This window comes from Roseobacter sp. YIN89, assembly GCF_057219365.1.
In genome coordinates this window covers 1,031,820-1,049,589 of sequence record NZ_JBXVVD010000001.1, presented here as the reverse complement: position 1 = coordinate 1,049,589, position 17,770 = coordinate 1,031,820, and the positions used below count along the sequence as shown (strand labels likewise).

At 59.2% G+C, this 17,770-nt stretch carries 23 protein-coding genes; 10 read left to right on the top strand and 13 right to left on the bottom strand.

The window, feature by feature from the left end; translation table 11 throughout:
* Positions 1–90 precede the first annotated feature (90 nt).
* The 3 genes from AC2D8V_RS05215 to AC2D8V_RS05205 form a co-directional block, all read right to left on the bottom strand.
* Complete coding sequence (locus AC2D8V_RS05215) at positions 91–750, bottom strand: cyclic nucleotide-binding domain-containing protein (RefSeq protein WP_484732454.1); 660 nt, start codon at positions 748–750, stop codon at positions 91–93.
* A gap of 6 nt (positions 751–756) precedes the next feature.
* Positions 757–1,854, bottom strand: coding sequence for a redox-regulated ATPase YchF (ychF, locus tag AC2D8V_RS05210; RefSeq protein WP_484732453.1), 1,098 nt, complete (start codon positions 1,852–1,854; stop codon positions 757–759).
* Between the two features lie 69 nt (positions 1,855–1,923).
* Entirely contained in the window at positions 1,924–2,118 is a 195-nt protein-coding gene (locus AC2D8V_RS05205; protein WP_484732452.1) for a hypothetical protein, read from the bottom strand.
* A gap of 156 nt (positions 2,119–2,274) precedes the next feature.
* On the opposite strand from AC2D8V_RS05205, the gene trpA reads away from it, so the two are divergent.
* Complete coding sequence (trpA, locus tag AC2D8V_RS05200; RefSeq protein ID WP_484732451.1) at positions 2,275–3,066, top strand: tryptophan synthase subunit alpha; 792 nt, start codon at positions 2,275–2,277, stop codon at positions 3,064–3,066.
* Here trpA and AC2D8V_RS05195 read toward each other — a convergent pair.
* Positions 3,037–3,525, bottom strand: a complete 489-nt coding sequence (locus tag AC2D8V_RS05195; RefSeq protein WP_484732450.1) for a MarR family winged helix-turn-helix transcriptional regulator — start codon at positions 3,523–3,525, stop codon at positions 3,037–3,039. The genes trpA and AC2D8V_RS05195 overlap by 30 nt on opposite strands.
* Positions 3,518–4,663 carry an Acg family FMN-binding oxidoreductase gene (locus AC2D8V_RS05190; RefSeq protein ID WP_484732449.1) on the bottom strand — a complete coding sequence of 382 codons (1,146 nt, stop codon included), beginning with the start codon at positions 4,661–4,663 and terminating at the stop codon, positions 3,518–3,520. The genes AC2D8V_RS05195 and AC2D8V_RS05190 overlap by 8 nt, the downstream gene beginning before the upstream one ends.
* A 142-nt stretch (positions 4,664–4,805) precedes the next feature.
* On the opposite strand from AC2D8V_RS05190, the gene AC2D8V_RS05185 reads away from it, so the two are divergent.
* From AC2D8V_RS05185 to AC2D8V_RS05150, 8 genes are all read left to right on the top strand, one after another.
* Positions 4,806–5,969, top strand: a complete 1,164-nt coding sequence (locus tag AC2D8V_RS05185) for an alpha-hydroxy acid oxidase (protein WP_484732448.1) — start codon at positions 4,806–4,808, stop codon at positions 5,967–5,969.
* 9 nt (positions 5,970–5,978) lie between these two features.
* Positions 5,979–6,623 (top strand): hypothetical protein, encoded by a 645-nt coding sequence (locus tag AC2D8V_RS05180; protein WP_484732447.1) that lies wholly within the window; start codon positions 5,979–5,981, stop codon positions 6,621–6,623.
* A 129-nt stretch (positions 6,624–6,752) separates the two neighbouring features.
* Positions 6,753–7,418, top strand: coding sequence for a 50S ribosomal protein L25/general stress protein Ctc (locus AC2D8V_RS05175; RefSeq protein ID WP_484732446.1), 666 nt, complete (start codon positions 6,753–6,755; stop codon positions 7,416–7,418).
* 105 nt (positions 7,419–7,523) lie between these two features.
* Positions 7,524–8,252, top strand: a complete 729-nt coding sequence (gene pth / locus AC2D8V_RS05170; protein WP_484732445.1) for an aminoacyl-tRNA hydrolase — start codon at positions 7,524–7,526, stop codon at positions 8,250–8,252.
* Positions 8,249–9,289, top strand: coding sequence for a DUF2332 domain-containing protein (locus AC2D8V_RS05165; RefSeq protein WP_484732444.1), 1,041 nt, complete (start codon positions 8,249–8,251; stop codon positions 9,287–9,289). Before pth ends, AC2D8V_RS05165 begins: the two co-directional genes overlap by 4 nt.
* Positions 9,289–10,452 carry a serine hydrolase domain-containing protein gene (locus tag AC2D8V_RS05160; protein WP_484732443.1) on the top strand — a complete coding sequence of 388 codons (1,164 nt, stop codon included), beginning with the start codon at positions 9,289–9,291 and terminating at the stop codon, positions 10,450–10,452. Before AC2D8V_RS05165 ends, AC2D8V_RS05160 begins: the two co-directional genes overlap by 1 nt.
* 24 nt (positions 10,453–10,476) lie before the next feature.
* A complete protein-coding gene (locus tag AC2D8V_RS05155) occupies positions 10,477–10,845 on the top strand; it encodes a DUF2237 family protein (protein WP_484732442.1) in 369 nt (122 codons plus the stop codon).
* A 79-nt stretch (positions 10,846–10,924) separates the two neighbouring features.
* On the top strand, positions 10,925–11,602 hold the full coding sequence (locus tag AC2D8V_RS05150) for a site-2 protease family protein (protein ID WP_484732441.1): 678 nt from the start codon (positions 10,925–10,927) through the stop codon (positions 11,600–11,602).
* Positions 11,603–11,857: 255 nt separating this feature from the next.
* On the opposite strand, the gene AC2D8V_RS05145 is transcribed toward AC2D8V_RS05150, so the two are convergent.
* Positions 11,858–12,331 (bottom strand): cupin domain-containing protein, encoded by a 474-nt coding sequence (locus AC2D8V_RS05145; protein ID WP_484732440.1) that lies wholly within the window; start codon positions 12,329–12,331, stop codon positions 11,858–11,860.
* 73 nt (positions 12,332–12,404) lie between these two features.
* Between AC2D8V_RS05145 and AC2D8V_RS05140 the strand changes: the two genes are divergently transcribed.
* Complete coding sequence (locus tag AC2D8V_RS05140; RefSeq protein ID WP_484732439.1) at positions 12,405–12,983, top strand: TetR/AcrR family transcriptional regulator; 579 nt, start codon at positions 12,405–12,407, stop codon at positions 12,981–12,983.
* 3 nt (positions 12,984–12,986) lie between these two features.
* Here the strand turns inward: AC2D8V_RS05140 and AC2D8V_RS05135 are convergent, their stop codons facing one another.
* The 7 genes from AC2D8V_RS05135 to AC2D8V_RS05105 form a co-directional block, all read right to left on the bottom strand.
* Positions 12,987–14,096, bottom strand: a complete 1,110-nt coding sequence (locus tag AC2D8V_RS05135) for a serine/threonine protein kinase (RefSeq protein WP_484732438.1) — start codon at positions 14,094–14,096, stop codon at positions 12,987–12,989.
* Between the two features lie 76 nt (positions 14,097–14,172).
* Positions 14,173–15,405, bottom strand: coding sequence for a tryptophan synthase subunit beta (gene trpB, locus AC2D8V_RS05130; RefSeq protein ID WP_484732437.1), 1,233 nt, complete (start codon positions 15,403–15,405; stop codon positions 14,173–14,175).
* A 178-nt stretch (positions 15,406–15,583) separates the two neighbouring features.
* A complete protein-coding gene (locus tag AC2D8V_RS05125) occupies positions 15,584–15,763 on the bottom strand; it encodes a hypothetical protein (RefSeq protein ID WP_484732436.1) in 180 nt (59 codons plus the stop codon).
* Positions 15,764–15,844: 81 nt separating this feature from the next.
* A complete protein-coding gene (locus AC2D8V_RS05120; protein ID WP_484732660.1) occupies positions 15,845–16,507 on the bottom strand; it encodes a phosphoribosylanthranilate isomerase in 663 nt (220 codons plus the stop codon).
* Between the two features lie 45 nt (positions 16,508–16,552).
* Positions 16,553–16,903, bottom strand: a complete 351-nt coding sequence (locus AC2D8V_RS05115; protein WP_484732435.1) for a DUF1049 domain-containing protein — start codon at positions 16,901–16,903, stop codon at positions 16,553–16,555.
* A complete protein-coding gene (gene ihfB, locus AC2D8V_RS05110; RefSeq protein ID WP_298973675.1) occupies positions 16,903–17,187 on the bottom strand; it encodes an integration host factor subunit beta in 285 nt (94 codons plus the stop codon). Before ihfB ends, AC2D8V_RS05115 begins: the two co-directional genes overlap by 1 nt.
* Positions 17,188–17,562: 375 nt before the next feature.
* Positions 17,563–17,736, bottom strand: coding sequence for a hypothetical protein (locus tag AC2D8V_RS05105; RefSeq protein ID WP_484732434.1), 174 nt, complete (start codon positions 17,734–17,736; stop codon positions 17,563–17,565).
* Between the last annotated feature and the right edge of the window lie 34 nt (positions 17,737–17,770).

Sequence of the window (17,770 nt, the reverse complement as noted above, 5' to 3'; positions counted from 1 at the left end):
GATAACAAACCGGCCAAGGCAAAACGGGATCTCGTCCGATGCGCAGGCGTTGGCTTTTGACGCAGCCAGGCGGAGCTTGCAGCGCGGCTTCTAACCCCCGCGCCGCGCCACTGGCAAACTGCGCGCCACCTTGTCGGCCATGTCGCGGGCCACAGCGGTCATGACAGCGTTTCGCAGCGGTTGCGAGCGCGCCAGCAGCGGCCCCAGTTTGGCCCTCGGCCACTCGACATAGGGCGTTCCGGCGTCGATATGCACCGATGCCGACGCCGAGCCTTCTTTCAAAAACGCAATCTCGCCGATAAAAGCGGGACCCTGTGCTTCGGCCATCTCGCTGCCCTTGGTGAGAAAGAACTTTCCGCTTTCCACAAAATACAGCGCGTTGGTCAGTTCACCCTCACTGATCAGTTCCGTCCGTTCGGTAGCCTCATGGAACTCCGCCCGCTTGCACAAGCGCCGAAACTGCCCCGGGGTTAGCGTGCCCAGCGCCTGAAACAGGCGCTTTTCCCGCGGCGCCAAAGTGATCGTCGTCCGCTCCATGATGATCACGCCCAGTATCGCGACGTTCACCACAACCAAAACGGCGTTAGACAGCACAGACGGCAAAATCGGCGGGGTCTGAAGCGCAAAGAAAGCCAGATCACAGCAAATTCCCGACGCCACCAATACCCGCAGCATCAACTCCTCGCGAACAAGAAAGCCGCTCACCTGCAGCAGCAGGCCCAGGTAAATCAGAAATGCCCAGTCACCCACGACCGGTTAGGTATTAAACAGGAAATGCAGCACGTCACCATCCTTGACGATATATCCCTTGCCCTCGGCACGCATCTTTCCGGCGTCTTTCGCCGCCGCCTCGCCCCCAAGAGCCACAAAGTCATCATAGGCTATGGTCTCGGCCCGAATGAAGCCCTTTTCGAAATCACCGTGAATCACGCCGGCAGCCTTGGGCGCGGATGTCCCTGACTTGATCGTCCAGGCGCGTGCCTCTTTCGGGCCAACGGTAAAATAGGTCTCAAGATGCAAAAGCGCATACCCCGCGCGGATCAACCGGTCCAGCCCAGCTTCGGACAGGCCCATCTCTTCAAGGAACATCTGCGCCTCGTCCGCATCAAGCTGGCTGATCTCTTCTTCGATCTGGGCCGAGATGATGACATGCGCATTCCCCTGCGCTGCGGCCATTTCCGCAACCGCTGCCGAGTGCTCGTTGCCCTCCGCGGCCTCGGCCTCGCCGACGTTGCAAACGTATAGCACGGGCTTGGTGGTCAGCAGTTGCAGCATTTTCCACGCCTTGAGATCCTCGTCATCCACCTCAACCACACGTGCAGGTTTGCCTGCTTCCAGCGCTTCCAGTGCGGCGCGCATCAACCGCTCCTGCTGAACCGCTTCCTTGTCACCGCCGCGCACCTTGCGCACGATATTTTGCAACCGCTTCTCGATGCTCTCGATATCTGCAAGCATCAGTTCGGTTTCGATTGTCTCAGCGTCCGCGACCGGATCAACGCGGCCTTCAACATGGGTGACATCGCCATCCTCGAAACACCGCAGCACGTGGGCGATGGCATCAACCTCGCGAATGTTCGCCAGAAACTGGTTGCCCAGCCCCTCCCCCTTGGATGCACCTTTTACAAGGCCGGCAATGTCGACAAAGGTCATGCGCGTCGGGATGACCTGTTTGGATTTGGCAATATCGGCAAGCAGGTCCAGCCGCGCATCTGGCACCGCAACCTCGCCGACGTTCGGCTCGATCGTACAAAACGGAAAATTCGCGGCCTGAGCCGCCGCGGTGCGTGTCAGCGCGTTGAACAAGGTGGATTTACCCACATTCGGCAAACCCACAATCCCCATTTTGAAACCCATGGCGGCATCCCCTGATATCTGTCGCGCCTGACCTAGAGCCATTGGCGCACGATCACAAGGGTTTGCGTGTCAGCGCCGCTCGCGACGGTCTTCGCGGGCGTGAAAAATAATCGCCCACGCCAGCAGGATAAACATCGGATGGGTCAACCCACCCGAAAAGAACAGCGCGGGGATCCAGATGAGAAACACAATGATACCAAGGATCGGGCGCCCGGTCAGCACGATGGACAACGGCGGAAGCAGTATGGCGAGTAAGTAATTCATGAAGAATACATGGGGCCGGTTCTCTGCGGATTTAAGGGGAATACCGGGAAAAAATGCACCGTAAACCGGTGCGTTGCCCGCTCACGTCCGATCACGCATTGATTTTGCCGCGCGTTTTGGGCATTGCGAGGCGAAATAGGGAAGAAAGAGGCTTCAATGACCCGTATCGACGACAAATTCGCTGCGCTCAAACGCGAAGGCAAGAAAGCTTTCGTCGCCTATATCATGGCCGGCGATCCGGATGAGGCCACGTCACTGGAGGTCGTGCGCGGCCTACCCGCGGCAGGTGTCGATGTCATCGAACTTGGCCTGCCCTTCACCGATCCAATGGCCGACGGCCCAACAATTCAACTCGCAGGCCAGCGCGCGCTCGAAGCGGGCATGACATTGCAGAAAACACTTAATCTCGCCCGCGCTTTCCGCGAAGAAGACCAGACAACGCCGATCGTGCTGATGGGCTACTACAACCCGATTTACAGCCGCGGCGTCGACAGTTTCCTTGCAGAAGCGAAGGACGCCGGCATTGACGGGCTGATTATTGTCGATCTGCCACCGGAAGAAGACAGCGAATTGTGTGTGCCGGCACAGAACGCAGGGCTCAACTTCATCCGTCTGGCCACACCGACAACCGACGACAAGCGGTTGCCCCGTGTGCTGCAGAATACCTCCGGCTTTGTTTATTATGTATCGATCACCGGGATCACTGGCGCCGCCGAGGCGCAGGCGAGCGATGTTGGCCCAGAAGTTGCGCGGATCAAATCCGCAACCGACCTGCCAATCATCGTGGGCTTTGGCATCAACACACCGGAAAAGTCCGCGGCCATTGCCTCTGTCGCGGACGGCGCGGTCGTCGGATCTGCCATAGTCAGCAAGATCGCCGCCGGCGACTCGGTCCAAGACGTGCTGGCATTCGTGAAATCACTCGCCGACGGCGCGCATTCGGTCTGACGCCGTCGGGGCTTGATCGCGGTCCTGATCAAGGATCATGCGCAGGGCCTTGAGGTCTGGCAGCATTTCCGCAAGTCGCGTGGCGTCGTACTGCGCTGCAAGCCGCGTAAAATCAGGCACAAGCGCCTCGATCACTTCGGCGCGCAAGCGGCGCCCCTTGTCCGTCAGATACACCAGTTTTGATCGCCCGTCTTCGGGATTTGGGCGCATTTCAATGTAGTGCAGCGCCTCAAGCCCTTTGAGAGTGTGGGTCAGCGTCGTCTTAGGAACCTGAAACGCCCGCGCCATGTCTACTGGCGCGCGACCGTCACCCAGCCGGGTCAGATGGTTCAGAACGGTAAAGTGCGGCGCGATCAGGCCATCCGGCAGCCGGGCCTCCAGAAGGGCCCGGCTCAGTTGTTCTATAATGCCGATCTCGTTGAAGAATTCGAAAAAATCGGCGGGCGATGGATCAGACATTCAACAGCTTGTTCTCCAATGGCCAGCGCGGGCTGACGGGGATCTGCGGGCCGTAACCCAACCGGCACCACATTTGCACAGTGCCGCCTTGCGGGGCCAGCGTTTCGTGCAGGCTTTGGTAAATATCCGCCATCTCGGGGTATTCCTGCAAGCCCTGCGACAAGGGTTGCAGGCCAAGACCTTCGGCAGTGGCGGCAAGATTTATCCGGACCCAATCCTGCCCGGCGCGGATCTGCTCGACACGGCTGTTGCCCGGCGTGACCTGCCACAGATGGGCCATTGCGGTCATCATGTTCTCGACGACCATCGCCTCGCCCGCCGCATAGCTCATGCTGTCACGGTCCATCGCGGCTTCGCGGGTGAAAAGCCCGGTCAGCCGCAGCGTTTCAAACATAGGCCCTGCAAGGTCAATGCCGTCAGGGTTGGCGTCAACTTCACGGTGCCCGATGCGGAATAGATCGACACTTTCCTTATACGTCCGCTCGGTGCGGAACTCGATCAGGAAGGCTTCCTTGGAGATTTCGCGCATGGCGGCGACCTCGTCTTCCTGCGTCGTGTAATCGATGCCGGAACCATGGATGGCGGCGGCCGCGATCCGTGCAAGCGCATCTTCGGGGACGGATCGGGTCAGATCGTAGGGCTCTTTCAGAGTGCGCCGGTGAGGCACTTGTGCAAACAACGGATCAGGCGCAGCAGTCGTTGGCGCAAAGCGGCACCGCGCAACCGGGCGCGCATCCAGAGCCTGCGGGTCTGATCCTTCGGGAAAGAGATCGAAAGTCACCCCCATCCCCTCTTCCAGCGCGGCCAACCGCATGACTTCCAGAAAGCACCCCAGTCCGATGCAAATCTGACGGCTGAATGGATCGGTATGCGGCAACAGACGCGCGAGATCGGCATATAGCGTCGCCTCGCCGTCACGTGACAGGTCGACTTTCCAGGGCTGTTGATTGTGCGGGTTTGGCGCAAGAATAGCATAGCTTAGCGCGCGTTTGCGCACGTCATCATAGATGCCCGCCCGTTCCCACGGGACAAAGGCAGTACGGGGTGCACGGGTAACAGCGTATGCGGTGCCGCCAACAGCAGCAGCGATTGCGCCACCTCCGATAAGAGAGATGGTCTGGCGACGGGACAAGGTCATTTCAGGCTCCTCATATTAGTACGATATCGAACTATTATAGTGCGATATCGTACTATTCAAGGGATAAAATGCAATTTCCCATCTGCGCCTTGCTCTGCCTCGCAGCGATTGCTACGGCTGTGCGACAAGCCAGAGAGGTATCATGCCCACAATCACGACCATTCAGGACCTGAAAGACCTGCACAAGGCGCGCACCCCGCGCATGTTCTACGACTATGCGGAAAGCGGCAGCTGGACCGAACAGACATTTGCCGAGAACACGACCGATTTTGCCAAGATCCGGTTACGTCAACGCGTCGCGCGCAACATGACCGGGCGCTCAACGGCCAGCCAGATGATCGGGCAGGATGTGGCTATGCCAGTGGCGCTCGCGCCGGTGGGCTCTACCGGAATGCAGCACGCCGACGGCGAGATCCTTGCAGCACGCGCAGCCGAGAAATTTGGCGTGCCCTTTACGCTTTCGACCATGTCTATCTGTTCAATCGAAGACGTGGCAGCGCACACGACCAAGCCGTTCTGGTTTCAACTATACGCCATGCGCGACAAGGATTTCGTCAAACGTGTAATCCAGCGCGCAAAGGATGCAAAATGCTCGGCACTGGTGCTGACGCTCGACCTTCAGATCCTCGGGCAGCGTCACAAGGACATCAAGAACGGCCTGTCCATCCCAATAAAACCGACGCTGCCAAATCTGATCGATCTGGCGACAAAGTGGCGCTGGATCAAGGGAATGGCGAATACCCAAAGGCGCAGCTTCGGCAATATCGTAGGCCATATTGACGGCATCAGTGACATGTCGTCCCTAGCGATCTGGGCCGCAGAAAGCTTTGATCCCAAGCTGGATTGGGACGAGGTCAAAGAGATCAAGAAAATGTGGGGCGGCCCGCTTATCCTCAAGGGTATCCTTGATCCGGACGATGCCAGGATGGCGCTTAACATCGGCGCAGACGCGATCATCGTATCCAACCACGGCGGACGCCAGCTTGACGGCGCGCTGTCGTCGATCCGGGCGCTGCCGTCTATTATGGATGTGGTCGGCGACAAAATTGAGGTGCACCTCGACAGCGGCATCCGCTCGGGTCAGGATGTGCTCAAGGCGCTGAGCTTGGGCGCCAAGGGCACGTATATCGGCAGGGCTTTTGTCCACGGGCTTGGCGCCATGGGAGAGGCCGGTGTGACCCGCGCACTTGAAGTCATTCACAAGGAACTCGACACAACGATGGCGCTGTGCGGCGAAACCGACGTCAAAAACCTCGGGCCGCACAATCTGCTGGTACCCGAGGATTTTGGTGGCCGTTGGCAATAGGAGACGTTGATGCTGGTGTTTTCGGAACAAAAGCTCACCTTTCTCGCGACGCCCAAAACCGGCACCACGGCAATCGAGCTTGCGCTGCGACCACTGGCTGAGATTTCGTTTTCAAAACGTCGCAAGCACATCAACGCGATGCGGTACCACAGCAGGATTGCACCGTTTCTGCACCAGATGTTCGGGATCGAAACCGAGACAGTTGCCGTCATGCGCGCACCGGCAGACCAGTTGCGCAGCTGGTATCGATATCGCGCACGGTCAACGCTGGACGGCGCCCCCCGGTCGACGGCAACAATCAGTTTCGACGAATTTGTTATGGCCGCCGCATCTGATGAACCGCCCGATTTTGCCCGCGTCGGCAGCCAGTTTGACTTTCTGACCAGTCCAAAGGGTGAGGTCCTTGTCGATCACCTCTTTGCCTATGAAAACCAGTCCGGCTTGCTGGCGTTTCTGGAAAACCGGCTTCAGACGTCCATCACGCTTAAGCGCAAGAACGTCTCGCCGCCCATCGACGCGCCGCTGTCGCCCGAGGTAGAAACCGTGCTTCAGGCAGCCCGCCCCGCCGAGTTCGAACTTTACAACCAACTGGTAGCGGCAGGCGGATATCTGCAGTTTTTCCCGTCCCGGAAAATAACCGCGCCGGCCAGCTAGAAAGCCCGGTAAACCCGACGGCGAAAAAGCGCTTTCCAAACGCACCGATCCGGTCTATACGCGCGGCTTCATGCGGGCATACAGCCTTGGAGGATGCCCGCGCTAACCTGATTAATTGGAGAGACCGAGATGGCCGGAGAAATCCCAGATCTTATCGCTCAGGAACGGACGGGGACAGGCAAGGGCGCCGCTCGTCAGGCACGTCGTGACGGCATGGTTCCTGGAATCGTTTTTGGTGGTGACGCAGACCCTTTGCCGATCAACATCCCTTTCAACCTTCTGTTCAAGAAGCTGAAAGAAGGGCGCTTTAAGTCGACCCTGTTCAACATGAAGGTCGAAGGCCACGACGACGTGCGCGTGATCTGCCGTGACGTTCAGCGTCACGTGGTCAAGGATCTGCCCACGCACATCGACTTCATGCGGCTGAAACGCACCACGAAAATCAACCTGTTTATCGGCGTCAACGTCATTGGCGAAGACAATTGCCCCGGCATTCGCAAAGGCGGCGTTCTCTCTCTGGTCCGCCCAGAAGTCGAACTGGTTGTGACAGCGGGCGACATCCCCGAAAGCATCACGATCGATGTCACCGGATTGGAAATTGGCGATAACCTGACCATTTCGTCGGTAGATTTGCCAACCGGCGCCAAGCCGACAATCGACCGCGACTTTGTGATTGCACAAATCTCCGCACCATCCGGACTCGCATCGCAAGATGACGATGACGAAGATGTTGCCGCAGATGAGGTGCCAACAACCGAGATGGATGCGCCCGACGGCGAGCAATCCGACGATTGATCCGACCACCGGTATAAAAGAATTGATACGGGGCCCATCGCGGCCCCGTATTTCGTTTCGCCAAGGCATGCATTATGCTGCGCCGCAACAGGACGGAGCAGTGGCATGAAACTCATCGTTGGTTTGGGTAACCCGGGCGCAAAATATTCTGGCAACCGGCACAATATCGGGTTCATGGCGGTGGACCGTATCGCGGCCGATCACGGGTTTGGTCCGTGGAAGTCCAAACATCAGGGCAGCCTGACCGAAGGACGCTTTGGCTCGGACCGCTGCGTGCTTTTAAAGCCTGAGACGTTCATGAACAACTCGGGCCAGTCCGTGCAGGCGGCGATGCGTTTTTACAAGCTGGACCCGCAAGACGTGATCGTCCTGCATGACGAGATCGATCTTGCCCCGGGTAAGGTCAAGCACAAGCTGGGCGGCGGCCATGCCGGACACAACGGTCTGCGCTCGATACACAACCATATCGGCCCCGACTACGCCCGCATCCGCCTCGGTGTTGGCCATCCGGGTCATAAAGATCTTGTTCCGACCTACGTTCTGCGCGATTTTGCCAAGTCCGACGCGGATTGGCTTGATGACGTGCTGCGGGGCATCAGCGATGGTGCCGCGCAACTCGCGGCAGGCGACCCGGCAAAGTTTCTCAATGCGGTCGCGATGCGCGTGTCTCCGCCGCGCTCTGGCACTGGCCAGAAAGGCGGCGCGAAAGCCGCAGCCGCGCCAGCGTCGGGCAAACAGGCAGCCGCCAAACCGCCGCCCGCCGCCAAGCCGGCACCAGAGCCAGAACCAGAACCCAAGTCTGCCCTTCAAAGGCTGATGGACCGGTTCAAGTGAACCTGAGAGAAGCGTTTCAGCATCAGGCAATCAGTTGCACCCGTCTCGGGTCGCCCTTTATGGGGCGGTTGCTGACTATACTGGCTGATCATTGGCCCGCAGACGGCGCGCTGGCGGCGTATTTCGACAGTTTTAGCGGCGATATCGGACCAAGCGGCGCGTCGCTCCCCCTCCGGATCGCCGGCGGACTTCACGCGCTCGTTCTGACAGACCACGCCCCGGCGCTGCGCGAGGTGTACCCACCCAACGTGCCGCAAAAGGACATGCTGCGCGAGGTGGTGATCGATGCGCTGACCCTGCACGAACCGTTTTTGCTGGCGTGGGTGCAAAGCCCGCCTCAGACCAATGAGGTGCGCCGCTCGGCTGCTCTGATGGCGGGAGCAGCAGTTGCAACCACATATCACGATCTGCCCTTATGGCTGAGCGAGCTTGGCGCCAGTGGCGGGCTCAATCTGTGTTGGGATCACTTTGCCTTGGAAGCTGCGGGCGTCCGGCTCGGGGCAGCAGATCCGGTCCTGACCCTCACGCCAGAATGGGAAGGTGCAGCGCCGCCTGCCACCCTGCCCCGCATTGCCGCACGGGCGGGCGTTGATATAAACCCGCTGGACCCGACGCAGCCTGATGACCTGCTGCGCCTGACGGCCTATCTCTGGCCGGACCAGCCTGACCGCCTTGCGCTTACACGCGCAGCAGCAGGCAGCGCCGAGACGCGGGTTGAACGCGGCGATGCCATCGACTGGCTGGCAGAGCGCTTGCAGGCTGCGCCCGCAGGTCATCTGCATCTGATACAGCACACCGTCGCGTGGCAGTATTTTCCGGCGCAGGCGCAGGCACTTGGCACAAAAACCATCGAAGCCACCGGGGCCGCCGCAACTCCGGACCGCCCGTTAGCATGGCTGTCCATGGAAAGTGACGGAGACACCAAGGGGGCGATCGGTGCCGCGCTGAAATTGCGGCTGTGGCCCGGTGACATCACGCTATCTTTGGGACGGGCGGATTTTCATGGTCGGTGGGTCAAATGGCAGGGAGCAGCGTAATGCGCACGTTCGGAAAATGGCTGGGCCGCGCGCTTGTGATGGCGGTGCTTGCAACGCTGGTCATGGGAGTGCTGAAACGAGAAGAGCTGATGCGTCTCTGGGCGGTCAATTCGCTGTTCGAACCGGATCGTATCGTTGTAAATTTCAGCAACATGGACCGCGCGTTTTTGCACAAACCAGTAGGGCCCGCGCCTCAGAATCCCGTGCCGCTGTCCCAAGGTCCGACGCTGACGCTGCCCGAAGGCATGGCAGACTTTCTGGCCGCGCAGAAGACCACATCGCTGGTGGTGCTCAAGAACGGCAGCCTCGTCTACGAAGACTATTTTCTCGGTACCAGTGCCGACGACCTGCGCATCGGCTGGTCGCTGTCCAAAAGCTTTATTTCCGCATTGATGGGCGTTGTGGTTGCGCAGGGACACATCCCATCGCTCGACGCGCCGGTCACCGACTACGCCCCGCAGTTGCTAGGTGGCGCGTATGAAGGCGTCACGATCCGCAACGTTCTCAATATGGCCACGGGTGTCACCTTTGATGAGGACTATCTCGATTACGATTCCGACATTAACAGAATGGGCCGCATCCTTGCTTTAGGGGGCACGATGGACGACTTTGCCGCCGGGCTGAGCGAAACTTTCACGGCCCCGGGCAGCGACTGGCAGTATGTCTCGATTGATACCCACGTGCTGGGCATGGTGATCCGCGGCGCAACCGGGCGCAGCATCACCGATTTGATGGGGCAAGAGATCGTGGCACCGCTGGGCGTTGAGCGCCAGCCCTACTACCTGACCGACGGCACCGGTACGGCTTTCGTTCTGGGCGGGCTTAACCTGACCAGCCGAGACTATGCGCGCTTTGGCCAGATGTTTTTGCAGCAAGGCACATGGCAGGATAAGCAGGTTGTGCCGCAAGACTGGGTTGTGAGCTCAACCACGGCAACCGCGCCAACTGCGGCAGAGGAATATGGCTACGGCTTTCAGTGGTGGATGCCGCGCGACAAACGACCTCGCGAATACATGGGACGTGGCATTTACGGACAGTACCTTTATATCAACGAGCCACAGGGTACCGTGATTGTGCTGACCGCCGCAGACCCCGACTTTCGCGACCGGAACATACAAGACAAACACATCGCCTATTTCCGCGCACTTTCTGCGGAACGTTAAGGCATAGAAAAAAGGGCCTTTGCCATGGAAATGGATGCCAGTGTCAACGTACTGGACGAACCGCTCGCACCATGCAGCACCGCACCTGTAACCGGTTTTTTCCGCGATGGTCATTGCAACACCTGCGATGCGGATGCCGGCAATCACACAGTCTGCGCTGTCATGACAGCCGAGTTCCTCGCCTTTTCCAAATATGTCGGCAACGATCTCAGCACACCACGTCCGGAATTCCACTTTGACGGGCTAAAGCCCGGCGATGCGTGGTGCTTGTGCGCCGCCCGGTTTCTACAGGCGCACGACGAAGGGTGCGCGCCACGCGTCAACCTTGCCGCGACCCACAAGCGCGCCCTTGAAGTCGTGCCGCTCGACGTGCTCAAGCGGCATGCGGCCTAAGATCGCCGCGCCAGCGCCCTGAGTTCGGCATATTCGCCCGGCATCCTGCGTCGACCCATTTTCGCGGTTGGAGCGTGCGATGTTCGGCAATGACAAGGTTCTCTTTCGTTTTCGTGGCCCTTGGGGTGTTCCGGTAGAGGTGCACAGCAGTTTGCTGATCCTTGTTCTGTTGCTGATTGCGATTGGCGGCGGCGGCAGCCTGAATGACCTCTATTACGACCTGATGTTTATCTCGATCCTACTGGGGTCGATCTATTTGCACGAATTGGGTCACGCCTGGGGTTGTCTGGTGCAGGGGGTGCCTGTGCGCCGCGTCGTACTCTACGGCGGCGGCGGCTATTGCCAGCAGGCCCGGTGTTCGACGCGGTACCAGACAGAGTTGATCGTCGCGATGGGGCCGATCGTAAACCTCACGCTATGGGCTGTCGCGTCCTTGCTGTGGCCCGTCATTGGCGACGGCGATCTGAGTTGGGCGCTTTATCTGACGGCTTACGTAAACCTGTTTCTGGCGCTGCTAAACCTTTTGCCGGTACATCCGCTGGATGGTGGCAAACTGTTTGAGCTGGCGTTGATGCGGGTGCTTCCGCCGCAGACAGCCACCCGCGTTTCAGGCGGTGTCGGGCTGGTGATTTCCGTACTCTGGATCCCAGCCATGCTGCTGTGCTTTCTCACCATTGGGCTGGCGCTGTTTTTCATTCCGTCCGTGCGGCTGCATCTGGACATGCTGCGCGGCACAAGAGGCCAGCGCCGCGCCTAGCCAAGGTGCGTGCGCATAACTAACCTGCTGACAATAAGTTGGCCCTACACATGGCAGGTGTAGCTACACAGCCGCAGCCAGCGCTGCGGCACGCCAGTCTGATTGCGTTGACCGCATGGACGCGTGGGTTTGACACCCCTGCGCGCTGCGTGATCTTTCCCTGAACGGGCCCGTTCACTGGTTTCCCATCACAGCATCGACAGTTTGCCTGCCCGGGATCGCGCCGCGGCGGGCAAAAACCTGTGCAAAATCGGCCTACCCTGCCGCACCTTCCGGAACCACAATCACCACGCCAGACTTTTCTGACACCGCCATCAGGCGAGGCATATCCGGTGGCCCGTCGGGTGCGGGCAAATCGCGTGTGTCGTCAGGCATGGCGTCTCCTGCTTCGGTAAAGAAAACCTCATGCGGCATTCCGGGCGCATTGACTTGCAACATCCGCCCCGGTGCTTCGCTGATGCAGGTAAATGCGTGCAGCGCGCCATCCGGGATTTTAATGAAATCACCCGGCACCGCCTCGAAGGTTTCGCCGTTCAGCATGAATTCGTAACGCCCCTCCAGCACGTAAAAGCTTTCGTCTTCGCCTGCGTGATGGTTTGGCGGCGCGCCTGCACCCGGCGCTGATTTGGTTTCGATGATGGCGCAGCGACCTGACGTTTCCGAGGGAAAGGCGTGAAAGCGGATCAAATTGCCGAGAAGGTGATAAACGCGGGGTCTGTCGGCGGACATGAAATCAATCCTTTCAATTCGATTCTGGTACCATTATGATACATGTATCTCTTTATAAGACAAGTGTCTCATTATGTCGCCTCGTACTGCCCAGAAAAACCGTACCCGCAAAGCTCTTATCGAAGCCGCCCGAGACCTGATCACGCGGGGCGAAGACGTCACGGTGGCAAATGTCGCGGATGCGGCGGATATCAGCCGCGCGACGGCCTACCGGTATTTTGCAGATGCCGGAGCGATTGCGACCGAAGTCGCGCTGGAGCTGGAATTGACCGCAACCGAAGAACTGCTTGCTGGGCTCACTGACACCCGCGCACGGGTACACGCAGTAGCACGGTATTACCTGCGTTTTTCACGCGACCACGAAGCCACCTTCAGACAATATCTGGCGCAGACCATGTCGCTTTGGGCCAGCGAAGGGTCGACAGAGTTGCGCGGTGCTCGCCGTGTAAAGGCTTTTTCGCGTGCTCTGGAAACGGTGGCGCCCAAGATGAGCCGCGCCGAGTTCACCGCGCTGGTGAACCGCCTGTCGATGTTGACAGGGATTGAGCAGATGGTCGCAACAAAAGACGTGTTGCGGCTGGATGCAGACACGGCAGACGAGATGCAGCGCGGCATCGTGGACGCCGTGCTGGATCGTTATTTACCAAGCTGAGACTTACTGCTGCGGAAAGTAATCTTCGCAGGTGCCTTCGCGATAAACATCCGCCGTGCAGCAATGCAGACCGCCACCAAAGGCGTAGGCGTCGCGCAGTTCAACCTCGACCACTTCCATGCCCAGCTTGTCCATCTGCTCGGCTTGATACACCTCGGACTTCTCGACGCAGACAGTCTTTGGGTCCAACACCAGCACATTCATGGAGAGCCAGACGCTCGAATAGCACAAGGGCGGCGGCGCATTATGCGCCGGCTGCGCAGCATCGACGATTTCCCAGCCGTTCTTTTCGAACATGCCACGCTGATCGTCCGGCAGGCGGCGCTGCGGGTTATTCAGGATCAGACCTGGGCGCAGCGGCGTAAAGGTCGCGTCGATATGGATCGGATAGGGATCGCCCGGAAAGTTTACCGCGTGCACACGGTGGTCCGGGAAATGCCGACGCAGCCACTCGATGCCCTTGAGGTTCGTGGTGAAGCCATGTTGCACAACCAGATCCCTGCCAAATCGCAGAACATCAGCGGCATCGAAAAGCGGCTCTTCCTCGGTGGTGACAAAGAACTTTTCAGCAGCCCATTGCAGGCGCTTTTCGACCCCGATCTTTTCGCTGAGGTAGTCGGGATGATAATCCGCATCCGTCAGGCGCGGCTTGGGTGCCGCCTCGTGCCGAAAATTCGGATCCTCATTCCAGTATTGCTGCATCAGCGGGCGGTAGTTCAGATACTCGAACCAGCGGCAGCGATACGACATTGTCGCCTCGAGAATCTCGGAGCCAACAGTCAAAAGCACGTCGCGCGGCGGCATGCAGCCAAACTGGCTGTCGGTGTGAAAGTCCGGCGTGGTTGCTGGCAGCGAGTGGTCAATACATGTGGGGCGGTCGACACGGATACCGCGCTCTGTCAGTTGCGCTGCAAACTTGTCGAGCAACTCATTCGCGCGGTCGATGGTCTCTTGCGGGCGGCGCCCCCACTGCCCGCGCATGTCGCTGTCTTCGGGCACCTTGGCATCAAGTGCAGGCTCTTCGGGTGGGATGTGACAGTCATCGGCCCGCCCTACGATCACATGTTTCAGTGGATCCCACTCGTTCCAGCTGTTGACGACGGTCTTTTGCATGCATTCCTCCCATGCCGCGCGCGGTCCCCTGCCGCCACCGGCCTCATGCGTTGTCAGAAAATTGCGTGATCTGCGCTCAGGCGAACTCACCCATCTCAAATCCGAGCGCGCGCGCCACCGTAAAGATATCCTTGTCGCCGCGACCACACATGTTCATGCAGATGATGTGATCCTTTGGCAGATCAGGTGCCATCTTCATCACATGGGCCAGCGCATGGCTGGGCTCAAGCGCGGGGATGATCCCCTCAAGCTCACAACAAAGCTGGAACGCTTCCAGTGCTTCTTTATCGGTGATCGACACATATTTGGCGCGGCCAATATCATGCAGCCATGCGTGTTCCGGCCCAATACCGGGATAGTCGAGACCTGCCGAGATAGAGAACCCTTCAAGGATTTGCCCATCGTCGTCCTGCAGCAGGTAGGTGCGGTTGCCGTGCAACACACCCGGACGCCCCCCTGTCAGCGAGGCGCAGTGCTCCATCTTTTCGTTCACGCCCTTGCCGCCGGCTTCGACACCGATGATGCCAACCTCTTTGTCGTCCAGAAACGGGTAGAACAAGCCCATGGCGTTTGACCCGCCACCGATCGCGGCAATAACGGTATCCGGAAAACGGCCCTCGGCAGCTACCATCTGCTCGCGCACTTCCTTGCCGATGATCGACTGGAAATCACGGACCATCGCCGGGTAAGGGTGTGGGCCCGCCACGGTGCCGATGCAGTAGAAAGTGTCGCGGACGTTGGTCACCCAGTCGCGCAGCGCATCGTTCATCGCGTCTTTCAGCGTGCCACGGCCAGAAGTGACGGGCACGACTTCGGCCCCCAGCAGGCGCATGCGAAAGACGTTGGGCGCCTGACGTTCGACATCGTGCGCACCCATATAGACCACGCACTTCAAACCGAATTTGGCGCACACAGTCGCTGTGGCCACGCCGTGCTGGCCCGCACCGGTTTCGGCGATGATGCGGGATTTGCCCATGCGCCGCGCCAGAATGATCTGGCCCAGCACGTTGTTGATCTTGTGCGCACCGGTATGGTTGAGTTCGTCGCGCTTCATGTAGACCTTTGCGCCGCCCAGATGATCGGTCAGCCGCTCGGCAAGATAAAGCGGGCTGGGACGGCCAACATAATTGGTCCAAAGATCGTTCATCTCTGCCCAAAAGCTTTCGTCAGTCTTGGCACGCTCGTACTGTTCTTCCAGTTCGAGGATGAGAGGCATCAACGTCTCGGAGACGAAACGCCCGCCGAAATCGCCAAAACGCCCGTTTTCATCCGGGCCGGTCATGAAAGAATTGAACAGATCGTTCGCCATTGCGCGCCTCATGTCTCGGTTTCAGCGCTTTGAGTACAGCGGCTGAGAGGCCGAGACAAGGCGTTTTGCCGGACAGGTGGTCAGGTTTGACGGCGTGCAAGGTGGCGGCGGTTTTACCGCGCGCGCCCGACCGGCTGATTTGATGAAAAATGCAGGCGATCTGACCCTGCGCGCGCCATCAGAAACCGGGGTTGAAAGTTGTCAGTGCACGGTCAACAACGTCCACGGTAGCAACGTACATGACGGGCACGGCCTGTTCAGATGTACCTGCGACAGGCGCTGGCGTGACCGAGCTGGCCACAACCCCTGTGGCCGCGATGATGATGGCTGCGACGGCGATAAGATGAAAGAATTTCATGGCGACCTCCTTGTTGCACTGGTTTGCCGGTGTGTTGCAAAGCACTGTGCAAGTGAAAGTCACATGGGTCTGTAATCGAGGTTACACAAGACGCGGTGCGGGTTCACTTTTTGCTGAAGTGACGAAAGATTTTATCAATTCGGGGTCTTTTACGCCCGGCGCGCTCTCGACACCGGAGGAGACATCAACCTGACGCGCCCCCGTCAGCCGGAGTGCTTCGCTGACATTGTCCGGGGTCAACCCGCCGGCCAGCATCCACGGGACTGTCCAATATTTTCGACCCCGCAAAAGCTCCCAGTCAAAGGCCAGCCCATTGCCACCCGGCAGTGCACCGTCCTTGGGAGGTTTCGCATCGACCAGCAACTGGTCGGCCACGGCGCTATAGGTATCCAGTGCGGCAAGGTCCTCGGCCCCTGCTACGCCCACCGCCTTCATCACCGGCAGCCCGTATCTGGCCTTGACCTCTGACACGCGCTGCGGTGTTTCGCTACCGTGAAGCTGGAGCATATCCAGCGGCACCTGCGCCGTCAGCGCATCCAGCATCGTATCGTCGGCATTGACCACCAGGGCAACCTTGGCCACGCCCACCGGCGTGTCGACCGCCAGCGCGCGCGCCTGTTCAAGCGTGACGTTTCTGGGGGACTTGGGGAAAAATACAAAGCCGACATACGTCGCACCAGCCTGCGCTGCCGCACGTACATGCTCAGGCTGGCTAAGCCCGCAAATCTTGACCGAAATATCCATGGTGACGGGTTTCACCACGAGCCGCGCACAAAGTCCAGCGGTCTGTCAGCTGGCCTCGTCCAGCAAGGCCAGCACTTCGTCCTTGCCCTCGTGCTTTTCCTGCTTCAGGCGGGCCAGCTCCCGCTCCAGCCGACGCTTTTCGCGCGCTTCGCGGGCCGCCTCGGCACGGTGATTGTGTTCGCGAATCCACTCCCAAACAAAGCCGACCGCCAAACCCACGATAATGCCGCCAAAAATCACGATAAACATCGGCAGTTCAATCTGCGGGTTGATCGAGAACCAGCCCGCCACTTCGGACGGGATCAGTTGCAGCGATACCATGCTCCGGTTGGCCAGCGCGACAAATGCAAGCGCAACCGCGAAAATGGCGATACAGGCGTAGCGTATGTAGCGCATCAGGATTTTCCGTTCAGACGATCGCGCAGAAGTTTACCGGTTTTAAAGAAGGGCACATGCTTTTCCTCGACATGCACAGTCTCGCCCGTGCGCGGGTTGCGCCCGACTCGCGCGTCGCGTTTCTTCACCGAAAAAGCACCAAAGCCGCGAAGCTCGACACGGTCACCGCGCGACATGGCACCGGTCACCTCTTCGAAGATTGTGTTCACGATGCGCTCAACGTCTCGTTGGTACAGATGCGGATTTTCGTCGGCAATTTTCTGGATCAACTCTGAACGTATCATTGGAACCCCCCCGGAATGTTCTTTGGGTGCTGTCTCGCACCCCTAAAGGTGGACTATAGACAATAAACACCCAAGTCGGAAAGTCGGGCCGTGCACTTGTAGACGGGTTTTTCTTTACGAACACCCTGTATTTGTGCAGTTTTTCGGCTTGCCGGGTCGGTGGAGCGCTGCCGAGGCGATTCCTCTTGTGAACGCTGCGGCGCGGCGTGACAGTCGATTCGGCAACCTATGCGGCAGCTTGCCACCTCAATGCACCCAAGAATTTTTTGAACTGCGGCGCGATGATTTCGCCCGCCCGGTCTCGAATTTGCACGACCCCCCGGTCTTTTGCCCATGCATGCAGCCCAAGCACAGGTGCACCAGATGCGCCCGCGATCACCGGCGGATATTGTCTTTGGTCGATGCCTTTTCACGAGCGCCGCCGTAGATGCATTCGACGCGGCCCTGCCAACACCATAACGAGATCCCGCCGACCGCACTGGTCAATTCATGGCTGTCGAAACCGGTGGGGCTACTGACCACCGGCGCATCGCGAAAGAGCGCGCCCAACCTTCCGCCTCGATTGCGCCAGCTTGACACAACG